Here is a 15,558-nt window from a genome sequence, read left to right on the forward strand (position 1 = left end):
CGTGGTGGCCGTGCGCCGTTGTCACACCTTCGCCGCGGCGGCCAGCCTGCTCAGTGCTTTGACCACGACCTCAGGGTCGGCCGTCTCCCAGTACGGCGGTAGCGACGCGCGCAGGTATCCGCCATAGCGAGCGGTCGCGAGGCGGGAATCCAGGATGGCCACCACACCGCGATCGTCGACGCTGCGCAGCAGGCGGCCGGTGCCCTGCGCGAGCAGCAGAGCCGCGTGGTTGGCGGCCACGGTCATGAAGCCGTTGCCGCCACGCATCTCCACGGCGCGTTGCCTAGCCGCCAGCAGCGGATCGTCCGGGCGGGGAAAAGGGATGCGGTCGAGGATCACCAGACTCAGCGACGGTCCAGGCACGTCGACGCCCTGCCACAGCGACAGCGTGCCGAACAGGGAGGTCTCCGGGTCGTCGGCGAACTTGCGGACCAACGCGCCTGTCGCGTCCTCGCCCTGGCACAGCACCGGTGTGTGCAACCGTTCGCGGAGTGCGTCGGTGGCCGCGCGGGCGGCGCGCATCGAGGAGAACAAGCCGAGGGTGCGTCCGCCCGCGGCCGTGATCAGTCGCTCGATCTCGTCCAGGTAGGCAGGTGCGAGCCCGTCGCGGCCCGGCGCGGGCAGGTGTTTGGCGACGTAGAGGATGCCGGACTTGGCATGGTCGAACGGTGACCCGACATCGAGCGAACTCCAGCGCACGCTGTCGGCGTCCGACGGCGCCTGCGCCCCGTTCGCGGTGGCCGGGTCGGTGCGATTGCCCGACTGCGCGGGCAGGCCCCAGGTGACCGCGAGGCCGTCGAACGAGCCGCCGATCTGCAACGTGGCGGAGGTGAGCACGACGGTCGCGGCGCCGAAGAGCCTGCTGCGCAGCAGCCCGCCCACCGACAGCGGCGCCATCCGCAGCGACCGGCGCACGACGCCCCGGATCTCGTCGGCGGCCAGCCAGATGACGTCGCGGCGGGCGGCGGGATCGGGCTCGTCGAACGCCGTCAGCGCGCGGACCGCGCTGTCGTGCACCTCGTCGAGCGCGGCCAAGGCCATGGTGCGGGCGGCGGAACTCTCCGGGTCGCCCTGCGCTGTGGTGCTGCCAGGGGGCGCGAGCGCGGTGCGCGCGTTCCACGCGCCGTCGCGGACCAGGGCCAGTACCGGGGCCACGCCGTCGGGCAGGGTGTCCCACCGGGCGGCGGGCAGCTCGTCCAGCACGGTGTGCCAGGCCTCTGCGGCGCCCTCCAGGCGGTCGACCTCCTGCTCGTCGATGAGCTTGGCGCAACGCCGGGCTGCCGCGCTGATCGCGGCGGAGGTCAGTTCGGCGGTGGCCACACCGGTGACCCGGTCGACCAGCTCATGCGCCTCATCGATGACCACGACGTCGTGTTCGGGGAGCACCTGGATGCCGCTGATCGCGTCGATGGCCAGCAGCGCGTGGTTGGTCACCACCACGTCGGCCTGCGCCGACTCGGTTCTGGCGCGTTCGGCGAAGCAATCCTGGCCGAAGGAGCAACGCGACTTGCCCAGGCATTCCCGCGATGACACGCTCACCTGCCGCCAGGCCCGATCGCTCACGCCGGGAGCGAGTTCGTCGCGGTCGCCGGTGTCGGTGTCGGAGGCCCATTCGTTGAGCCGTTGCACTTCGCGACCGAGGCGCGAGATCGCGAACGCGTCGAACAACTCCGCTTCGGCGGGCTCGTCCGGTACGGCGCTGTTGATCTTGTTCAAGCACAGATAGTTGTTGCGGCCCTTGAGGATGGCGAACTTCGGCGTGCGTCCCAACGGGCCGCTGAGCGCCTCGGCCAAGCGCGGAAGGTCACGGTCGACCAGCTGACGTTGCAGCGCGATCGTGGCCGTGGAGACCACCACCGTGCGGCCGGTGCGCACGGCGTGGCGCAGGCTCGGCACCAGATACGCCAGCGACTTGCCGGTGCCCGTGCCCGCCTGCACGGCGAGATGCTCCTTGGTATCGATCGCGTGGTCCACCGCCGCGGCCATCGTCACCTGCCCGGCGCGCTCCTTGCCGCCCAGCGCGTGTACGGCGGTAGCCAGAAGATCGGATACGGGGGGCAGTTCGGGCACGCCAGCAGCCTACTCGGCGCCTCCGACAGGGCAGGGCGGTCGCGGAGACCGGACGGTCTATCGGGTGATGCCGCCTTCCAGGTCGACGCCGGCCCCGCGCATGCGGTCCAGCGCGAGGGCGACCGTTTCGGGTGCGACTCCCGCGGTGAGATCGAGCAGGACGCGGGTGTCGAAACCCTCGATGCGCGCGTCCAGCGCGGTGGCGCGCACGCAGTGATCGGTCGCGATGCCCACCACGTCGACGGCGTCGACGCCGCGGTCGTGCAGCCAGTCGGCCAGCCCGGTGCCGTCCTCGGTCGTGCCCTCGAACCCGGAGTAGGCCGCCGAGTACGCGCCCTTGGAGAAGACCGCATCGATGGGTTCGGTGGTCAGGGCGGGGTGGAAGTCGGCGCCCGGCGTGCCGACCCGGCAGTGCGGCGGCCAGCTGTCGATGTAGTCGGGCGCGTCGGAGAAATGCGCACCGGGATCGATGTGATGATCGCGGGTGGCCACGATCGCGCCGTAGTTCGCCGCCGCGAGGTGCTCACTGATCCGGGCCGCCACGGCGGCGCCGCCCGCGACCGCGAGCGAACCGCCCTCGCAGAAATCGTTCTGGACGTCGACGATGATCAGTGCCCGGGTCATGGCGACCTCCCGCGATGTGGCTGAACAACTGTTTCAGATTCTGCCGCTCGGTCGGACGCTCGTTCAGCCGACTCGCGGGAAATTCACATGCGCGCGATGTAAACGCGGCCTGCGCCCACGGTGATTACCGGATGCCCCTTTCGTCGGCGGCCGGATGCGCCGCCTTCCAGCACGGAGACCCTCATGAGCCCTGCCAAACTGTTCCGCAGCGTAATCGTCGCCACCACCGTGTTCCTGGCGGTCTTCTTCCTGCTCGGCTCCCGCCCCGCGGAGCCGTCGGCATGGGTGTGGTTCGGGATCACCGGAGTGGTGTTCGCGCTGCTCTTCGCCGCCGGGCTGCGGCTGGTGACCCGCGTCGACGAGCGCAGGCGCTGACCTCAGACGAAGGTGGTCACCACGGCGGGTTCACCCGCCGACAGCTTGAGGCCCTCCCACGGCAGGCTGATCAGTCCGCGCGCGACCAGGTCGCGGCTCTCGGCGAGGGTGGGCAGGTCATCGACCTGCTTGCCCTCCCGGATCAAGGGGACCAGCAGCTCATGGGATCGGAAGCCGTTGCGGGGCGGCATCGGCCCCGCCGCCGGATAGACGATCTCCTCGACGATCGTGCCGGTGTCGCGGGCCAAGCGGAGCGCCTTCTTCGTACCGCCACGAGACTGCTTGTGGCTGCTGCGTTTGGCGACCGGCACCCCTTCGACTTCGACCAGCTTGTAGACCATCCCGGCCGTCGGCGCGCCGGAGCCGGTGACCAGGGCCGTTCCGACACCGTAGACGTCGACCGGTTCGGCGCGCAGCGCGGCGATGGCGTACTCGTCGAGATCGCCGGAGACCACGATGCGGGTCTTGGTGGCCCCGAGCGCGTCGAGCTGGTCGCGCACCTGCCTGGCCAGGACACCGAGATCGCCGGAGTCGATCCGCACGCCGCCCAGCTCTGTTCCCGCGACCTCGATGGCCGTCGCGACGCCCCTGGTGATGTCGAAGGTGTCCACCAGCAGCGTCGTCCCGACTCCCAGCGTCTGCACCTGGCTGCGGAACGCTTCGGCCTCGTGCGCCCCGTCGGGGCCGCTGTGCAGCAGGACGAACGCGTGCGCGCTGGTGCCCGCCCCCGGGATCCCGTAGCGGCGTACCGCCTCCAAGTTCGAGGTGGCGTCGAAACCGGCGAGATACGCGGCGCGCGCGCAGTCCGCCGCGGCCAGCTCGTGGGTGCGCCGGGAGCCCATCTCGATCATCCGGCGGCCGCCCGCGGCGCTGACCATCCGTGCCGCGGCGGCCGCGATCGCGCTGTCGTGATTGAGAATCGAGAGGACCAGCGTCTCCAGCACGACGCATTCGGCGAAGCTGCCGCGCACCGAGAGGATCGGGGAGCCCGGGAAGTACAGCTCGCCCTCTGGGTAGCCGTCGATGTCGCCGGTGAACCGGTAGTCACGCAGCCAGTCCAACGTCCGCCGATCCGAGAACGAGGCGGCGACGGACAGTTCCGCATCGCCGAACCGGAACTGCCGCAGCGCGTCGAGCACCCGGCCGGTACCCCCGACCACGCCGTAGCGGCGACCGTTTGGCAAACGTCTAGCGAACACCTCGAAGGTGCACTGCCGATGCGCCGAACCATCGGCGAGCGCCGCGGCGAGCATGGTCAGTTCGTACTGGTCGGTCAGCAGTGCCGTGCTGGTCACGCCGTCACGCAGGTCCACGCTGTCACTGTAGACAGAACGGTCGGCTCACGCCGTCCGGCATCGGCCCGGTGAACCGGCGAAAACCCGAATCGGGGCTGCGTGGGTGTTGTTTATCCGGTGTCGAGTCGTACCCTTGACCCTATGGCCTTGTGCAACACAGTCCGGGGTGACGTCGTTGTGGACGCCGCGAACGCGACATTGTCGGCGGCACAGGCGACACCCGAAGCGGTGGAGTACACCGAGATCCTGGAGGCGGAGGACCGCCCGTGGGTGACCGTGGTCTGGGACGATCCGGTCAATCTCATGCACTACGTCACGTATATCTTCCAGAAGCTTTTCGGCTACAGCAAAGCGAAGGCGACCGAGCTGATGCTCAAGGTCCACAACGAGGGCAAGGCGGTGGTCTCGTCCGGTTCCCGCGACAAGATGGAACACGATGTCCAGCGGCTGCACGCCGCCGGACTTTGGGCCACCATGCAGCGGGACGACTGACCACCGCGACTACCCTGACGCCGTGCGCAAGTGGAGCAGGAAGAACTCGCTGAGCGGTCTCAAACTGCGATCCGAAATGGACGCACGTGAGGCCAACGTGCTTCGGTCCCTGGTCGGTGCGGTCTCCGGACTGCTCACCGAGCGCGCCGGTTCGGCGCCCGACGACGACTTGGCCGCCCTCACCGGACTGCGATCCGGCAACACCGTCCCGCCGGAGGATCCGCGGCTGCGCAGACTGCTGCCGGACTTCCACCGCAACGAGCCCGGCTCGCCGGACGCCGAACGCGCCGACCTCAACAGCGCGCTGCGCGGTCTGCACGAGCCCGACATCATCGACGCCAAGCTGGCGGCGGGCTCGGTCGTGCTGGACACCGTGCCGAGCGCGGGCGGCAAGATCGTCATCACCCCCGAGCAGGCCGACGCGTGGTTGACCGCGCTCACCGACGTGCGGCTGGCGCTGGGCACGGTGCTGAACATCGATGCCGACACGCCCGACCATCTCGATCCCGACGATCCGCGCGCCCCGCACCTGGACGTGTACCACTGGCTGACCTGGATGCAGGACTCGCTGCTCCAGGCGCTGGCTCCCTGACCGGCCGCGCTGCGATGATCGGCGCGAACAGACCAGCAGTCCCGCGCCGTGAGGAGTACCGATGGTGAATGCCGAACCGGGTGAACGCAACTCGCTCACCGATGTGCCCGGAGTACTGGTCGGTCATCATCACGTCCTCGATCCGGACGCCACGCTCGGTTCCGGATCGGCGACGGGATGCACGGTGGTGCGCGTGCCGGGCGGCGCGGTGGCGGCGGTCGACGTGCGCGGCGGCGGGCCTGGTACCCGTGAGACCGATCTGCTCGATCCGATGAACACCGTCCGGCAGATCGACGCGATCCTGCTCACCGGCGGCAGCGCCTTCGGGCTCGCCGCGGCCGACGGCGTGATGCGGTGGCTGGAGGAGAACGGCGCGGGCATCGTGATGGACCCGGCGGACCCGAGCCGGGTGGTGCCCATCGTCCCCGGCGCGGTGATCTTCGATCTTCCGGTCGGCGCGTGGGACATCCGTCCGACCGCCGAGTTCGGCTACCGGGCCGCCGCGGCGGCGGACGTCGACTTCGCTCGCGGTTCGGTCGGTGCGGGCGTCGGCGCGCGCGCCGGTTCGATCAAAGGCGGGATCGGCACGGCGAGCATCGTGCTGGGTGATGGCGTGGCCGCGGGAATCACCGTCGCGGCGCTGGTCGTGGCGAATCCGGTCGGCTCGGTGTTCGATCCCCGCACGGGGTTGCCGTGGGGGTGCGGCACCGATGGGCCCGCCTTCTTCGGTCTGCGGCAGGCGACCCCGGAGCAACTGGCGGCGGCGAACGCGCTGCCGGTGAAGGGCACCGTGCTCAACACCACGATCGGCGTCGTGGCCACGGACGCTCCGCTCGACCCGGCCGGATGCAAGCGCGTCGCGGCCACCGCGCACGACGGGCTGGCCAGGGCGATCCGTCCCGCGCACTCGCCCCTGGACGGGGACACCCTCTTCGCGCTCGCCACCGGAACGGCGGAGGAGGGCGGCGACTTGCCGTTGCCGCCCGCCTTCCCCGCCGATCTGCTTGTCCTGGACCAGATCTGCACCGCCGCCGCCGTCTGCGTCGAACGCGCCATCGTCGACGCGATCCGCTCGGCGCACCCAGTGGCGGGCATCCCGGCCTACAACGACCTGTTCGGTGTTTGAACAGGCGATGCCGGGAACCGGGGGACCGGGCGACGTCGCCGGGGGAATAGCCGAATATCCTGGCTCGTTGTCGACTGCGATGGGTCGGCGTTGTGGAAAGGTGTGCGACTCGTGCTGGTGATCAGGGCCGACCTCGTGGAGGCGATGGTGGCGCACGCGCGCGCCGATCACCCCGATGAGGCCTGCGGTGTCATCGCGGGGCCGGAGGGTTCGGATCGTCCGGAGCGCTTCATCGCCATGGTCAACGCCGAGCGTTCGCCCACGTTCTACCGCTTCGACTCCGGCGAGCAGTTGAAGGTGTGGCGCGCGATGGACGACGCCGACGAGGCGCCGGTCGTCATCTACCACTCGCACACCGCCACCGAGGCCTATCCGAGCCGGACCGACGTGTCGTACGCCTCCGAGCCGTTCGCGCACTACGTGCTGATCTCAACCCGCGATCCCGAGCGGCACGAGCTGCGCAGCTACCGGATCGTCGACGGCGAGGTCACCGAGGAACCGGTGCGGATCGTCGACGCGTACGAGAACTAGACCGATGCCTGTTCGCGAAACCGAGGAGTACCCATGCCGGTAACCGTCTCCATTCCGACCATCATGCGCGGCCTCACCGGAGGTGAGAAGCGCGTGCAGGCCGAGGGCGCCACGCTGTCGGCGCTGATCGACGACCTGGAGGCCAACCACCCCGGGCTCGCCGAGCGCCTGCTGAAAGACGGCAAGCTGAACCGCTACGTCAATATCTACGTCGACGACGAAGACGTGCGCTTCGCGGGCGGGCTGGCCGCCGAAGTGCCCGAGGACGCCAGCGTCACGATCCTGCCCGCCGTGGCCGGAGGCTGACCCGTCCCGTGGCGCGTTACGAATCGCTGATCGCGACTCTCGGCAATACCCCGCTGGTCGGGCTGCGCACCCTGTCCCCGCGATGGGACGGTGACGATCACGTGCGGCTGTGGGCCAAGCTGGAGGATCGCAACCCCACCGGCTCGATCAAGGACCGGCCCGCCCTGCGGATGATCGAGCAGGCCGAGGCCGACGGGCTGCTGCGGCCCGGTTGCACGATTCTCGAACCCACCAGCGGCAACACGGGCATCTCGCTGGCCATGGCGGCGAAGCTCAAGGGATACCAGCTGGTCTGCGTGATGCCCGAGAACACCTCGGTGGAGCGGCGGCAGTTGCTCACCATGTTCGGGGCCAGGATCATCGATTCCCCGGCCGCGGGCGGCTCCAATCAGGCCGTCGCGCTGGCGAAGAAGATCGCCGCGGAGAACCCCGATTGGGTGATGCTCTACCAGTACGGCAATCCGGCGAACACGGCGGCGCACTACGAGACGACCGGCCCGGAAATTCTGGCCGACCTGCCCGAGATCACCCATTTCGTCGCGGGTCTCGGCACCACGGGCACGCTGATGGGGACCGGCCGCTTCCTGCGGGAGAAGGTGCCCGGCATCGAGATCGTGGCCGCCGAACCGCGTTACGGCGAACTGGTCTACGGCCTGCGCAACATCGACGAGGGATTCATCCCCGAGTTGTACGACGAGAGCGTGCTGACCACCCGTTTTTCGGTCGGCCCGTACGACGCGGTGAAACGCACCCGTGAACTGGTGCTGGAAGAGGGCATCTTCGCCGGGATCTCCACCGGCGCCATCCTGCACGCCGCGCTCGGCGTCGCCCGCAAGGCGGTCAAGGCGGGCACGCGCGCAGACATCGCGTTCGTGGTCGCCGACGGCGGATGGAAATACCTGTCGACCGGGGCATACGACGGCACGCTCGAAGAGGCGGAAGAGCGGCTCGACGGCCAGCTCTGGGCCTGATTCCCGGCCGCGCCGGTACCCTCGGTGAGGCGGGGGCCACGTCCCCGCCACGGCGAGGAGGTGGCCATGACCGGCGCGGGACTCGGGCCGTCGTTCGACCCTGATCGGCCGGCTGCGCTTCGTGCGCAATTGGGCAAGCCCGCCGGTGTGCCCACAGCGCCCGCCACCGCGGGCTTCGCCGCGATCAAGCAACTGTGGCTGCGGGCCGGCGTGCTGATCGCCGGATTCGTAGGGGTGCTGTACGGCGTCGAAGGGGTCGACACCGCCGTCGGTGGCCGGCTCGACCACGCGGGCATCGAGCCGCGCCGCGCCGACGGGCTGACCGGCATCCTGTTCGCCCCGTTGTTGCACGGCGGCTGGCCACATCTGATCGGCAACACGCTCCCGGTGCTGGTGCTCGGCTTCCTGGTCCTGGTGACGGGCATCGGCCGCGGGCTGGCCGCGACCGCGATCATCTGGCTGGGGGCCGGGCTCGGCGTCTGGCTCACCGGGGCGACGGGGAGTACGCATATCGGCGCGTCGTCGCTGGTGTTCGGCTGGCTGACCTTCCTCATCTCCCGTGGCTGGTTCGCGCGCAACGTCGGGCAGATCGTGCTCGGTCTCGTGGTGCTGGCCCTCTACGGGTCGCTGCTGTGGGGCGTTCTGCCGGGACAGCCCGGAATCTCTTGGCAGGGGCATCTATTCGGCGCGTTGAGTGGATTGCTGGCCGGCTGGGTACTCTCTGGAGATGCACGACGAAACCGCCGCGGGGACCGAGCCGGAATCGGCGCGTCGCCGCGGTGACCGGGCGGCCCGCCGGAGATGTGGGGGGATCCTTTCTTGAGTGAGAATTCCGCGTGGCAGCATGGGGGAATGCGCCTTACCGTCCTCGGGTGCTCGGGCAGTGTGTCCGGCCCGGACTCTCCCGCGTCGGGTTACCTGCTGACCGGCCCGGACATGCGGCCGACGGTGATCGATTTCGGTCCGGGAGTGCTGGGCGCGTTGCAGCGCCACGCCGATCCCGGTGAGGTCGACATCTTCCTGACCCATCTGCATGCCGACCACTGCCTGGACCTGCCCGGTTTGCTGGTATGGCGCCGCTACCACCCGACGCCCCCGGAGGGCAAGGCGATCGTGCGCGGCCCGTCGGACACCTCGTTGCGCATCGGCAACGCCTCCGCCGAGGTCGGCGGCGAATGCGACGACTGGTCCGATGTGATCGACATGCGGCGCTGGGTCGAAGGCGAGTCCATCTCCTTCGGGCCGGGTCACACCGTCACCGCGCGCCGGATGTACCACCCCCCGGAGTCCTACGGTCTGCGGATCGTCACCGCCGCCGGACGCACTTTCGTCTACACCGGCGACACGGCACTGTGCCCGCAGGTCCACGAACTCGCGCAGGGCGCCGACATCCTGATGGCGGAAGCCTCCTGGACCCACGACCCGGCGAATCGCCCTCCCGGCATTCACCTTTCGGGCACCGAGGCCGGCCGGATCGCCGCCGAGGCAGGCGTAAAAGAACTGCTGCTCACCCACATCCCCCCGTGGACCTCCCGCGAGGACGTGATCGCCGAGGCGAAAGCAGAGTTCACCGGCCCCGTGCATGCGGTGGCTCCGGGCGAAACCTTCGATCTCTGACCGAATCCCGGGTGACGCCGGGCATGACGCGAACTTCACGAGCGGAACCGCGTCACCGGCCTTGTGCACCCCGCGCGGCAGCACGCCGGTCTGCTTTTGATATCGACGTGCCCAGCGCGCCGCGACCACGTCTTTCGAGCCAGCTCACTGCACACCGCGTGCACCGGGTGGCGAGTTGCGATACCGACGCGCCCAGCGCACCGTAACCCCGTCTTTCGAGCGAAGCGAGACCGAGCATGCGCCGTTCGCGGCCCGGCTCGCGTTTGCGCGGCCGCCGCGCACGCGACGAAGGAGCAAGCGGCGGTCGCGCAAACGCGAGCCACAAGGGGGCCGCGAACACGCCGCGACGAAGTCGCGGCAAATTGAACACAGTAGGCTGTGGCCGTGTCGAGACGAGCCGATGGCAGGGCGGACGATGAGCTCCGCGAGGTCCGGATCACCCGTGGTTTCACCACGCATCCAGCTGGTTCGGTGCTGGTGGAGTTCGGGCAGACGCGGGTGATGTGCACCGCGAGCGTCACCGAGGGGGTGCCGCCGTGGCGGCGTGACTCCGGGTTGGGCTGGCTCACCGCCGAGTACGCGATGTTGCCAGCCGCGACGCACACTCGCAGCGGGCGGGAATCGGTGAAGGGCCGGATCGGCGGACGGACCCAGGAGATCAGCCGTCTGATCGGCCGCTCGCTGCGCGCCTGCATCGACCTCGCCGCGATCGGGGAGAACACCATCGCCATCGACTGCGATGTGCTCCAGGCCGACGGCGGTACCAGGACGGCCGCCATCACCGGCGCCTACGTGGCGCTGGCGGATGCCGTGACCTATCTCGGCGCGGCGGGCGCGCTGGCCGACCCGCAGCCGATCTCCTGTGCGATCGCCGCGGTGAGCGTCGGCGTGGTCGACGGCCGGGTGCGGGTGGATCTGCCCTACGAGGAGGACTCGCGCGCCGAGGTCGATATGAACGTGGTCGCGACCGATACCGGAACGCTGGTGGAGATCCAGGGCACCGGCGAGGGCGCCACCTTCCCGCGCTCCACGCTGGACAAGTTGCTCGATGCCGCGCTCGCGTCCTGCGAGCAGTTGTTCGTCGTGCAGAAAGAGGCGCTGGCGCTGCCGTATCCCGGTGTGCTTCCCGAGCCCGCCGAGTCGAAGAGGAAGTGATGACCCGCCGTCTGCTGGTGGCCAGCCGCAACACCAAGAAACTGAACGAACTGCGCCGCATCCTCGACGAGGCGGGCATCGCCGGAATCGAGATCGTCGGATTGAACGATGTTCCCCCGTACGACGAGGCGCCCGAGACCGGCGCGACGTTCGAGGAGAACGCGCTGGCCAAAGCGCGCGACGGCGCCGTGGCCACCGGATTGGCTTGCGTCGCAGACGATTCCGGTATCGAGGTGGACGCGTTGAACGGCATGCCGGGTGTGCTGTCGGCGCGCTGGTCGGGCAAGCACGGCGACGACGCGGCGAACAACGCGCTGCTGCTGGCACAGCTGTCGGATGTGCCGGACGAGCGGCGCGGCGGGCGGTTCGTGTCCACCTGCGCGCTGGTGGTGCCCGGCGGCGCGGAGACCGTGGTGCGCGGCGAATGGCCCGGCTCGATCGGGCGGAAGCCGGTGGGCGACGGCGGTTTCGGCTACGACCCGCTGTTCGTCCCGGAAGGCGGCGATGTCACCGCGGCCCAGTTGACGCCCGCCCAGAAGGACGCGGTGTCGCATCGCGGGCGGGCGCTGGCCCAGTTGACGCCCGCGCTGGCTGCGCTCGCCGAAGGCTGACGCCTCAGACGCCGAAGGTCTGCTTGACCTGCTTGGCGTTGACGTGTTCGACGAAGAACGACAGCAACGGGATGGTGCCCGCGAGCAGGGTGCCGACGGTGCGCAGGACCGGCCAGCGGACCTTGACCGCGAGGTCGGCGGTGACCAGCAGGTAGACGAAGTACACCCAGCCGTGCACGACCGCGATCCAACTGGGGGTGGCCACGTCGAAGCCGTACTTGGCGATCATCTCACCGGTGAGCAGCAGCAACCAGAGGCCGGTGATCCAGGCCAGCGCCCGATAGCGCAGCAGCGCCGGACCGATCTTGGCGGCGTTCCCGGCCCTGGCCGGGGCAGCGGTGGTCTCGGTGGAATTCTCGCTGGTGGTCAACCGGCGCTCCTCTCGCGGGTGTGCAGGCCTGCCGTGCGGACCTGTTCTTCGATGTCGTCGGCGTGCAGCGCGGCGAGGTATCGGTTGTACTCGGCGAGCACGGGGTCTTCATCCCGGACGGCCTTCGGGCGCTCGGGCAGCAGTCCCGCCGGGAGTTCGGTCGGCGCGATCGGCTTCGCGGCGCGCCTGGCTTTGGGTGCATCGCGCCGCGAAGCCGCGGCGGACTCGTTCTTTTCCTCTGGTTCGCCTGCCTCGCGTTCCAGCCGCACGAACCGGAAGTAGGCGAAGACGGCGAAACCCGCGAACAGGGGCCACTGCAGCGCGTAGCCGAGATTCTGTGCGGTGCCGGTCGCGGACTCGTACCGTTCCCACTGCCACCAGGCCAGCCCCAGGCAGCCCAGCGCGGCGACGATCACCAGCGCGATGAGGGCCGGGCGGTTGTGTGCCGAGCGGCGGGGTGAGGCGGACACGGCTTCTACGGTACCCGTTCTACTACGCGGGCCGTAGAACAAGGTGCGCCGTCCCGCGCCTGCTGTGACCACGGTCATCGAGGCGACGACCGGTGCGGAGCGGACCGGCGCTCGGGGCGGTGTCGGATGCCGAGACGAGCGGCCGCGCGCCCGCTGCCGGATGTGGCTTCCGATGTGGCAGCGGGCCGCTGCAAATCACGCAGTCGTCACGAGTGGTGCCGCTCGCCGCCATGTGGCAACGCGCATCGGGCGTCCGCTCCGGCGCGTGCCACCGAGCGCGCGGCCGGACTCCGCCTGCGGTGAACTCGACGAGTCGGCCCGGTTCGACCGCAGGGGCCGCGCGCACGACGCGGACCCTTCCGGGCGCATCGACAACCGGGCCCCGGCGTGCAGTTGCCCACTGACTGCTCCGGTGTTGCTCCGCTCAGAACGAGTAGGTGACTCCGGTCTTGCGCTCCGACTCTGCCCACAGCCGCTGCCACAGGTCCTTGTTCTGCGACAGGCGGGTGGACGACGAGGGTTTCACCGGGCCCTGGCTGCCGAAGAGCCGGGTCGGGCCCCAGTAGGTCTCGGGATCGGCGTCCGGCATGGTGGCGGCGAACAACGTCGAGTGCGCGGCCTTGGCGGGCGAGTGCCCGATCAGGCGGATGAACGGCTTGGAGATGTGGTCGAGCGGGGTCTCGGTGTGCGCGAAGAGGTCGGTGGCCGAGACACCGGGGTGCACCGCGTAGGAGCGCTTGCGGGAGCCGGATTCACGCAGCCTGCGCTGCAGTTCACGGGCGAACATCAGATTGCACAGCTTGGCCTGCGCATAGGCGAGATTGCGCTGGTAGCGGCGCTTTTCGTAGTCGAGGTCGTCGATCCAGAGCTTCGGCGTCTGCTTGTGCGCGATGCTGGAGAGGGTGACCACCCGATCGGTGATCCGGTCCAGCAGGAGGCCGGTGAGCGCGAAGTGCCCGAGGTGATTGACGCCCCACTGGGTCTCGAAGCCGTCTTTGGTTCGCGAGAACGGGATGTTCATCAGGCCGGCGTTGTTGACCAGGACGTCGAATTCGCCGCTGTCGTCGGCGAACTTGCGCACCGAGGACAGATCGGCCAGGTCCAGTTCCGCCACGCGGACATCGCCGTCGATGCCCGCGGCGACCTCTTTCGCCTTGACCGCGTTGCGGCAGGCCATGATCACGGTCGCGCCCTTGGACGCCAGGACTTTCGTGGTGACGGCGCCCAAGCCGCCGTTCGCGCCGGTGATGACAAAGGTGCGTCCCGTCTGGTCCGGGATCTCAGCTGGTTTCCACGCCATGCGCCAACCTTACTCTGGAGTAAGTTTCCGGGGAGGATATCGGCATCGATCGTCTCAGACGCAATGGCTCGTGTCGCGGAACGCGCCCGCGACACGAGCTGTCGGCCGGGTCGTTCAGCGGCCGCTGCCGATGGGTTGCCCGAAGGCGGCCGCGAGTACGGCACCCACCGTGTCGCTCCACACCTGCCAGGTGGCGGGGTCCAACGTCATCGAGCCGACATCGGTGATGGTGACGCCGCCGGCCACCGGCGCGCCCGCGAAGCGGTCCTTCAGCCACAGCAGCGCGCGCGGTGCCGCGATCGGGTCCAGGGTCAGGTGCTCGCTGAAGTGGTCGCGGATGTACTCGACCCGCGCGCCCGGGTCCTCGGCATAGGTTCCGACGAGCTCGTTGACCGGTCCGACCGGGATCAGCCAGTCGGCATTGGCCTGGTACATCAGCATCGGCATGTCCGGCACGGCCTTGCCGAGCTTCGTCTTGTGCAGCACGTCGGCGACAGCGGGGTCGGTGAAGGGATTCTTCGCCAGCATCCCGAGGTTGTCGGCGAACGGGAACAGCGCGGCCTGGTAGCTGGCGCAGAGTTGTTCCTTGCCCGCGATCATGAGCTTGCCCAGGCCGTTCGCGTTCTCGTCGAGGAATTTCCGCAGCTCGGGATATTCGCGCGAGACGCCGAGCGCGCCCGCGAAGATCAGCCCGGCGGAGAGATTGCCGTTGGCCATCCGCAATGCGGCCGACAGGTCGGCGGGGATGCCGCCCTCCGCGGTGCCGACCACGTTGAGTTCGGGTGCGTAGTCGCGCTTCAGTTCGGCGGCCCAGCCGGTGGCGATCGCGCCGCCGGAGTAGCCCATCATCCCGACCCTGGTCCCGGTCCCGGACAGTTGCATCGGTGCGAAGTTCTCCGCGGCGCGAATGCCGTCGAGCGTGATCCGGCCCGCCAAAGGACCTGCGGCGTAAGCCGAGTCGGGCCCCTGGTGGTCGGGGATTACCGCGGCCCAGCCTTGGGCCAGTGCGGCCTGCACCTCGAGGAACTGGGCCGCCACCAGGGTGGAGCCGGTCAAGGTCGCGGGGATGGAACCCATCTGGAGTTGATACGACGGCATGCAGTAGTTGCCGGTCGAGTCTTCGGCGATCTGGTAGGAGAACAGCGGCCGGTCGGCGACGTAGCCGCGCGGCTTGATCACCGTGGCCACGGCGGGGATGGCCTCGCCGCGGGAGTTGGTGGAGCGGTAGGACAACTGCCAGGCGTCCACGTTGACCGGGAGCAGCGACAGGTTCGCCAGATTCACCTGGCGTGCGGCGATGATCTGGCCGGGGGACAAGTCGGTGTAGGTCTGCGCGGGCGGGCGATAGAACGCCGGGTCGAAGCCCGGCGGCAGCGGCGGAAGGGGGAACGGCAGTGCGGGCTGGACCATCGGATCGTCCGGCGCGGGCTCGGCGGCTGCCGAGGCGGGGAGGAAGGGCAGTCCCACCGCCACCACGGCGAGCGCCGCGAGCAGCTTCGGTGCGTGCTTGCGCGAAATGACCACGCGAGAACCTCTTCGTTCTGTGAGCCACATTTGTGAGCCCCATCGGTTTCAGACTGGACCCGAGTATGCGGCGTCATGACCCGGATCACAAGTACGAATCGGGCGGCGGCCAAGGCATGCGGGGTAGTT

General features: G+C 69.5%; 18 protein-coding genes. 11 read left to right on the plus strand and 7 right to left on the minus strand.

Features of this window, described 5'->3' with window-relative positions:
- Positions 1-21 precede the first annotated feature (21 nt).
- The gene (locus ACIHAX_RS20865) at positions 22-2,070 is read right to left on the minus strand and encodes an ATP-dependent DNA helicase (RefSeq protein ID WP_355075581.1); all 2,049 of its coding nucleotides are present in this window, start codon (positions 2,068-2,070) and stop codon (positions 22-24) included.
- 57 nt (positions 2,071-2,127) lie between these two features.
- Positions 2,128-2,694 (minus strand): isochorismatase family protein, encoded by a 567-nt coding sequence (locus ACIHAX_RS20870; protein ID WP_364432426.1) that lies wholly within the window; start codon positions 2,692-2,694, stop codon positions 2,128-2,130.
- 183 nt (positions 2,695-2,877) lie between these two features.
- Here ACIHAX_RS20870 and ACIHAX_RS20875 point away from each other — a divergent pair, with 183 nt between their 5' ends.
- A complete protein-coding gene (locus ACIHAX_RS20875; protein ID WP_355075585.1) occupies positions 2,878-3,069 on the plus strand; it encodes a hypothetical protein in 192 nt (63 codons plus the stop codon).
- Positions 3,070-3,071: 2 nt separating this feature from the next.
- On the opposite strand, the gene ACIHAX_RS20880 is transcribed toward ACIHAX_RS20875, so the two are convergent.
- Positions 3,072-4,382, minus strand: coding sequence for a nicotinate phosphoribosyltransferase (locus tag ACIHAX_RS20880; protein WP_364432422.1), 1,311 nt, complete (start codon positions 4,380-4,382; stop codon positions 3,072-3,074).
- Positions 4,383-4,505: 123 nt separating this feature from the next.
- Here ACIHAX_RS20880 and clpS point away from each other — a divergent pair, with 123 nt between their 5' ends.
- The 10 genes from clpS (at position 4,506) to rdgB (ending at position 11,765) form a co-directional block, all read left to right on the plus strand.
- The gene (gene clpS, locus ACIHAX_RS20885) at positions 4,506-4,856 is read left to right on the plus strand and encodes an ATP-dependent Clp protease adapter ClpS (protein ID WP_039796380.1); all 351 of its coding nucleotides are present in this window, start codon (positions 4,506-4,508) and stop codon (positions 4,854-4,856) included.
- 22 nt (positions 4,857-4,878) lie between these two features.
- Positions 4,879-5,448, plus strand: coding sequence for a DUF2017 domain-containing protein (locus ACIHAX_RS20890; protein WP_355075589.1), 570 nt, complete (start codon positions 4,879-4,881; stop codon positions 5,446-5,448).
- A gap of 61 nt (positions 5,449-5,509) precedes the next feature.
- On the plus strand, positions 5,510-6,574 hold the full coding sequence (locus ACIHAX_RS20895; RefSeq protein WP_397279123.1) for a P1 family peptidase: 1,065 nt from the start codon (positions 5,510-5,512) through the stop codon (positions 6,572-6,574).
- Positions 6,575-6,685: 111 nt separating this feature from the next.
- Positions 6,686-7,105, plus strand: a complete 420-nt coding sequence (locus ACIHAX_RS20900) for a M67 family metallopeptidase (RefSeq protein WP_355075591.1) — start codon at positions 6,686-6,688, stop codon at positions 7,103-7,105.
- Between the two features lie 33 nt (positions 7,106-7,138).
- Positions 7,139-7,411, plus strand: coding sequence for a MoaD/ThiS family protein (locus tag ACIHAX_RS20905; protein WP_355075593.1), 273 nt, complete (start codon positions 7,139-7,141; stop codon positions 7,409-7,411).
- 8 nt (positions 7,412-7,419) lie between these two features.
- Positions 7,420-8,382 (plus strand): cysteine synthase, encoded by a 963-nt coding sequence (locus ACIHAX_RS20910; RefSeq protein WP_355075595.1) that lies wholly within the window; start codon positions 7,420-7,422, stop codon positions 8,380-8,382.
- 66 nt (positions 8,383-8,448) lie between these two features.
- Positions 8,449-9,165 carry a rhomboid family intramembrane serine protease gene (locus ACIHAX_RS20915; protein ID WP_355075597.1) on the plus strand — a complete coding sequence of 239 codons (717 nt, stop codon included), beginning with the start codon at positions 8,449-8,451 and terminating at the stop codon, positions 9,163-9,165.
- Positions 9,166-9,234: 69 nt separating this feature from the next.
- Positions 9,235-9,999 (plus strand): cyclic nucleotide-degrading phosphodiesterase, encoded by a 765-nt coding sequence (locus ACIHAX_RS20920; RefSeq protein ID WP_397279126.1) that lies wholly within the window; start codon positions 9,235-9,237, stop codon positions 9,997-9,999.
- Between the two features lie 384 nt (positions 10,000-10,383).
- Positions 10,384-11,154: a ribonuclease PH gene (gene rph, locus ACIHAX_RS20925; protein ID WP_355075601.1), complete on the plus strand. Its 771-nt coding sequence runs from the start codon at positions 10,384-10,386 to the stop codon at positions 11,152-11,154.
- Positions 11,154-11,765 (plus strand): RdgB/HAM1 family non-canonical purine NTP pyrophosphatase, encoded by a 612-nt coding sequence (rdgB, locus tag ACIHAX_RS20930; RefSeq protein ID WP_355075603.1) that lies wholly within the window; start codon positions 11,154-11,156, stop codon positions 11,763-11,765. Before rph ends, rdgB begins: the two co-directional genes overlap by 1 nt.
- 4 nt (positions 11,766-11,769) lie before the next feature.
- On the opposite strand, the gene ACIHAX_RS20935 is transcribed toward rdgB, so the two are convergent.
- The 4 genes from ACIHAX_RS20935 to ACIHAX_RS20950 form a co-directional block, all read right to left on the minus strand.
- A complete protein-coding gene (locus tag ACIHAX_RS20935) occupies positions 11,770-12,135 on the minus strand; it encodes a DUF3817 domain-containing protein (protein ID WP_397077039.1) in 366 nt (121 codons plus the stop codon).
- Positions 12,132-12,605, minus strand: a complete 474-nt coding sequence (locus ACIHAX_RS20940; protein ID WP_397279128.1) for a transcriptional regulator — start codon at positions 12,603-12,605, stop codon at positions 12,132-12,134. The genes ACIHAX_RS20935 and ACIHAX_RS20940 overlap by 4 nt, the downstream gene beginning before the upstream one ends.
- Positions 12,606-13,029: 424 nt before the next feature.
- Positions 13,030-13,905: an oxidoreductase gene (locus tag ACIHAX_RS20945; protein WP_356966897.1), complete on the minus strand. Its 876-nt coding sequence runs from the start codon at positions 13,903-13,905 to the stop codon at positions 13,030-13,032.
- A 114-nt stretch (positions 13,906-14,019) separates the two neighbouring features.
- A complete protein-coding gene (locus ACIHAX_RS20950) occupies positions 14,020-15,429 on the minus strand; it encodes a lipase family protein (protein ID WP_397279130.1) in 1,410 nt (469 codons plus the stop codon).
- Positions 15,430-15,558: the final 129 nt, after the last annotated feature.

The organism is Nocardia sp. NPDC051929, assembly GCF_044548645.1.
Taxonomy (GTDB): domain Bacteria; phylum Actinomycetota; class Actinomycetes; order Mycobacteriales; family Mycobacteriaceae; genus Nocardia; species Nocardia sichangensis.